At 70.6% G+C, this 5,027-nt stretch carries 4 protein-coding genes; 1 reads left to right on the forward strand and 3 read right to left on the reverse strand.

Annotated features, from left to right (window positions below; translation table 11 throughout):
- Positions 1 to 176: 176 nt before the first annotated feature.
- Positions 177 to 1,205 carry an HD domain-containing phosphohydrolase gene (locus VF092_26180; GenBank protein ID HEX6750802.1) on the reverse strand — a complete coding sequence of 343 codons (1,029 nt, stop codon included), beginning with the start codon at positions 1,203 to 1,205 and terminating at the stop codon, positions 177 to 179.
- A 131-nt stretch (positions 1,206 to 1,336) separates the two neighbouring features.
- On the opposite strand from VF092_26180, the gene VF092_26185 reads away from it, so the two are divergent.
- A complete protein-coding gene (locus tag VF092_26185) occupies positions 1,337 to 2,704 on the forward strand; it encodes a sigma-54 dependent transcriptional regulator (GenBank protein ID HEX6750803.1) in 1,368 nt (455 codons plus the stop codon).
- Here VF092_26185 and VF092_26190 read toward each other — a convergent pair.
- Both VF092_26190 and VF092_26195 read right to left on the reverse strand, forming a co-directional pair.
- Complete coding sequence (locus VF092_26190; protein HEX6750804.1) at positions 2,664 to 3,707, reverse strand: HD domain-containing phosphohydrolase; 1,044 nt, start codon at positions 3,705 to 3,707, stop codon at positions 2,664 to 2,666. The two genes, VF092_26185 and VF092_26190, sit on opposite strands and share 41 nt — an antisense overlap.
- Before the next feature lie 435 nt (positions 3,708 to 4,142).
- The gene (locus tag VF092_26195; GenBank protein ID HEX6750805.1) at positions 4,143 to 4,760 is read right to left on the reverse strand and encodes a hypothetical protein; all 618 of its coding nucleotides are present in this window, start codon (positions 4,758 to 4,760) and stop codon (positions 4,143 to 4,145) included.
- Positions 4,761 to 5,027: the final 267 nt, after the last annotated feature.

Raw genomic sequence — 5,027 nt, forward strand, 5'->3', positions numbered from 1 at the left:
CGGGGCCAGACGGCGCGATCGCGTCGCACCGAGCTTTCGGAGTGCGCCACCGGCTGTGGCGGCGCGATCGAAGTTACCCCCTCCCGTTATCGGGAGGGGGTACGCGGCCCCAGCCGCGGGGGGAGGGTCTCGCGGGGGGAGGGTCTCGCGGGGGGAGGGTCCGCGGGGGGAGGGGCTCAGGCGTGCAGCGTCAGCAGCGCGCTGGCCACGGCAGGGTCGAAGTGGGTGCCGGCCTCCTGCTCGATCATCCGCAGCGTCTCGGCCACGGGGAAGGCGGGGCGGTACGGGCGGTCGTGGGTGAGCGCGTCGAAGAAGTCGGCCACCGCCACGATCCGCGCCTCGGGCGGGATGGCCTCGCCGGAGAGGCCCTGGGGGTAGCCGCGCCCGTCCCAGCGCTCGTGGTGCGCGCGGGCGATGCGCTCGGCCATGGCCATCAGCTCGCTGCGGCCGCCCGCCAGGATCCGCGCGCCGATGGTGGTGTGCGTGTTCATCCGCGCCCGCTCGTCGGCCGACAGCACGCCGGGCTTGCGCAGGATGGCGTCGGGGATGCCGATCTTCCCCACGTCGTGCAGGGCGGCGGCGCGGCGCAGCATCTCGGCGAACGCCTGGTCGCGCCCCATCGCCCGGGCGATGCGGGCGCACAGGTCGCCCACGCGGCGCACGTGCTCGCCGGTCTCGTCATCGCGCAGCTCGGCGGCCTGCGCCAGGCGCTCCAGAACCTCCACCTGCGCCAGCTCCAGCTCGCGGGTGCGCGCCGCCACCTTCTCCTCGAGCTCGCGGTTCTGCTCGCGGACGCGCGCGTGCAGGAAGCGCATCTCCAGCAGGTTGCGGATGCGCAGCACCGCCTCGGCGGGGTCGTACGGCTTGGCCAGGAAGTCGCGCGCGCCGTCGGCCAGCGCACGGCGCCGCGCCTCGGGGTCCAGGTCGCCGCTGACGACGAGGACGGGGAGCCACTCGCCGGCCGCGAGCGCGGGGCGGAGGAGGCGGATCACCTCCATGCCGCCCATCCCCGGCATGTGCAGGTCGAGCACCACCAGGTCCGGCCGCACCCGCTCGAACAGCGGCAGCACCTCCGCGGCGTCGGTCGTGGCCGTGAAGCCGGTGAAGCCCGCGCGCTCCAGCACGCGACGCATCACCCGCAGGTTCGTTTCCTCGTCGTCCGCCGCCAGGATGCGCGCCCCGCGGAGATCCACGTCGTCGATCATATGAACCCGTCCCCGTCCCGTCTCACCCCGCGCTTGCGCCGTAACCGCGAAGGCGCTAAGTAGGCGGAAAATTCAGGCAGCGAGATGCCCATCCCGTCCGCTGCGCAACAGACCTGCGAATTCGAGGCCCGATGCCCCGTTCGGTTCTGCTTGTAGATGACGAGCCAGCCGTCGTCCGCGTCATCTCCCGCTTCTTCGAGCGCCAGGAGTGGGAAGTCTATCAAGCCCTGTCGGGAGAGGACGGGGTCCGCACCTTCGAGGCGCAGCGCCCGGACCTCGTCGTTCTCGACGTGAACCTTCCCGGGCTTTCCGGCCTGCAGACGCTGGAGATTCTCGTGGCCCGCGGCGCCACCGTCATGATGCTCACCGGCCAGGCCGAGGTGAACACGGCGGTCGAGGCCATGCAGCTGGGCGCCGAAAGCTTCCTCACCAAGCCCGTCGACTTCGCCCACCTGCAGACCGCGGCCGAGCGCGCGGTGGAAAAGGTGGAGCTGCGCCGCGCCAACGAGACGCTGGCCGAGCGGATGGAGGAGCGCAGCCGGCAGGGCGTCCTGGGCGCCAGCGCGCGGATGCAGGAGCTCGCCCGCCAGGTCGACCTCGTGGCCGCCAGCGCGCACACCTCCGTCCTCCTCCTGGGCGACAGCGGCACGGGGAAGAGCTTCGTCGCGCAGATGCTGCACGCGCGCAGCCCCCGCGCACGGGGACCGTTCGTGGAGATCAACTGCGCGGGGCTGTCGGCTACCTTCCTCGACTCCGAGCTCTTCGGCCACGAGAAGGGCGCGTTCACCGACGCCAAGGAGATGAAGCGGGGGATGTTCGAGGTGGCCGACCACGGCACCATCTTCCTGGACGAGATCGGCGACCTGGCGCCCGAGCTGCAGCCCAAGCTGCTCAAGGTGCTGGAGACGCGCGCCTTCCGCCGGCTGGGGGGGACGCGGGAGATCGAGGTGGACGTGCGCCTGATCGCGGCGACGAACCACGACCTGCAGGCGTCGGTGAAGGCGGGGAAGTTCCGCGAGGACCTCTTCTACCGCCTCTCCGTCTTCCCGCTCACCATTCCCCCGCTCCGCGAGCGCTCGCGCGAGGACGTGCTGGAGCTGATCCACGCCTCGCTCCGCGATCTCCATCGCCGCCATCCCGACAGTCCCGGGCAGCTGACCGCGAAGGCGCTCGACCACCTCGTGGCCTACGGCTGGCCGGGAAACGTGCGCGAGCTGCGCAACGCGCTCGAGCGCGCGCTGGTGCTGGCGCGCGGCGCCGACCGCATCGGCCCCGAGCACCTTCCCGAGCAGCTGCGCGCGCCGGGCGCGCCCAGGGCGCAGCGGCAGGACTGGGAGGTGCTGACGCTGGAGGAGGTGGAGCGGCGCCACATCGAGCGCACGCTGCACCTCACCGGCGGCAACCGCACGCTGGCGGCCGAGAAGCTGGCGATCAGCCGGGCGACGCTGCATGCCAAGATCAAGGAGTACGGGCTGCAGGAGGTGGGGCGGCAGGGGTGAGCGCCAGGAACGCCGCCACCGCCTCGGGGTGGAAGCGCGTTCCCGCCCCGGACTTGAGCGTTTCCTCCCAGTACTCGCGATTCATCGGCCCGCGGTAGCTGCGGGGGCTGACCATCGCGTCGTACGCGTCCACCACGCGGAGGATGCCCGCCATCAGGTGCTCGGGGGACTTGCGATCGAGGTGCTCGCCCAGCTCCGCGTAGTCCGTCCCCTGGTGCTCGATGATCGGCGCCACCCGCCGCAGCGCGGGGACGCCGGCGACGATGGAGGCGCCCGTCCGCGCGTGCCCGCGGATCTGCTCCAGCTCGGCCGGCGAGAGCGGCCCGGGCTTGTGCAGCAGCTCCAGCGGCACGCCCGCCTTGCCGATCTCGTGCAGCATGGCCGCCGTCTCCAGCAGCTCCGTGCGCTCGGCCGAGAGGTGGAGCGCCTCGGCCACGTCGCGGCAGAGCGCGGCGACGCGGGTGGCGTGGCCGTGCATGTAGGGGTCGCGCGCGGCCACGGTGGCGGCCAGCGCGTTCACCGTCTCGCGCTGCATCTCGCGCATGGCCTTCTGCATCCGCTGCATCTCGCGCCACATCTCGCCCCGCAGCGCGCGCAGGTCCTCGTCCACGCGGTGGATGGCGTCGTCGATCCGCTCCGTCACCTCGCGCGTGCGGAAGGGCCGGGCGAGCGGCGTCGCCAGCAGCGGGAGGCTGGCCCCGTCGCCGCCGAGGGTGGGGCGGGTGAAGCCGGAGAAGGGCGCGCCGTTCTCGACCACCACCATGTGGCGCCCGGCGCGGTTCATCTCGCGGAAGCGCCAGACGTAGTCGATCCCGTCGAGCGCGCGCTCGCATCCCAGGTCGCTGATCACGATGTCGGGGACGAGGCCCTCGTCCAGCGTCTGCAGCGCCTCGCGGCCGTCGGGCACGGTCAGCGGCAGGTGGTGCCCCGCGCGGATGATCGGTTCCAGCTCGGCGATCACCTCCGGGCGGTCGCTCACGATCATGATGCGTCCGTTCAGCATGGCCGGTGTCTCGGTTGATGGGTCGCGCCGTGGGATGATCCGGAACCCGCGCGGAAGTCGCCGCATGGACGCGCGCGGCAGAGGCGAGACCCAGGCCGGACTCGCCGATCGCGTAAAATGTTGATGGGATGATGTTTACGGGAATGGCGTGGAGATGCGCCGCTGTCGGGAACCCGCGCGGGAGGAGGCGAGGCTGCGGGCTAAGTTACTGCGGGAGATGGAGATGAAGCCGCCGTCGCGATTCTGGACGGCGTCAGCATGGCCGGACTGAACTTCGGCGCACTCCGGCCAGCATCCGCCCGGACCCAGTGATCTTGTTGTCTCACGCAGAGTTAGCAGAGTCAGCAGTAAAACCGCAGTTCTCTGCTGACTCTGCTGACTCTGCGTGAGACTTTCTGTTGTTTGGATATGGTCGCCGCGCCGATGACGGAGCGCTCACCTCCGCGGGGAAGATGGCGGCGGTGGGGTGCAGGCGGGAACGCGGCGGGGGTCGAAGCGGTGCAGGAAGTTCATGGCGTCGCAGTCCCCGAGCTGCTGCATGTAGGGGATCAGGACGTCGCCGTACCGGTCCAACAGCATGGGCGTGTAGTAGTCGATCGGGCTCCGCACGTCCGCGAACTCGATCAGGTTTGACCTCAGCGCGCGCTCGGTCTTTCCGAGGTGATAGAAGAGCCGGTCGAAGCTCTCGCGCACGTAGGTGTCGCCCGCCGAGAGGCTGTCGTTGCTCCCCACGTCCAGCGCGTGATGCACGTTCTCCGCGGCGATCACCACCGGCTGGCCGCCGCCGATGGTGTACGTGCGCCGGTCCCAGTCGATCATCCGCAGCGCATCGAACGCCTGCGCGTCGTCCAGCATGGCGTCGGTGAACGCCATCGCGAGCCTCGCCTGGTTCCAGCGCAGCTCGCGCGCCCGCTGCGCCGAGGTCCCGTTCAGCGTGATGATCAGGGCGATCGCGGAGACGATCCCGCCGGTGATCGCGATCGACTTCGAGGCGATCTCGAACCGGTCCCGCGTCCGCTGGCTCAATCCCGGCGATCCCTGCGCGCTGTCCATCACGCCTCTCTCGCGATCCGCCGCGGGAAAATCCGCCGCTCCGCACACTCGCGCACGGAGCGCGTGGACCCTACGCTCGCAAGATGCGTCGGAAGAGGGGGATGGAGAAGAGAACCGGCGGGACGTCCTGTAGCGTTGAAGTAGAAATGTCCGGGTTGGTTGAAATAGAAATGTCCTCCTTCGGGGCAGGTTCGCCCACACTGGCGGCGACACCTGCCACGGAGCGAGGAGATGCTAAAGTTGAGCACACGAGATCGAGATCGTCTG

Source organism: Longimicrobium sp., assembly GCA_036377595.1.
Taxonomy (GTDB): domain Bacteria; phylum Gemmatimonadota; class Gemmatimonadetes; order Longimicrobiales; family Longimicrobiaceae; genus Longimicrobium.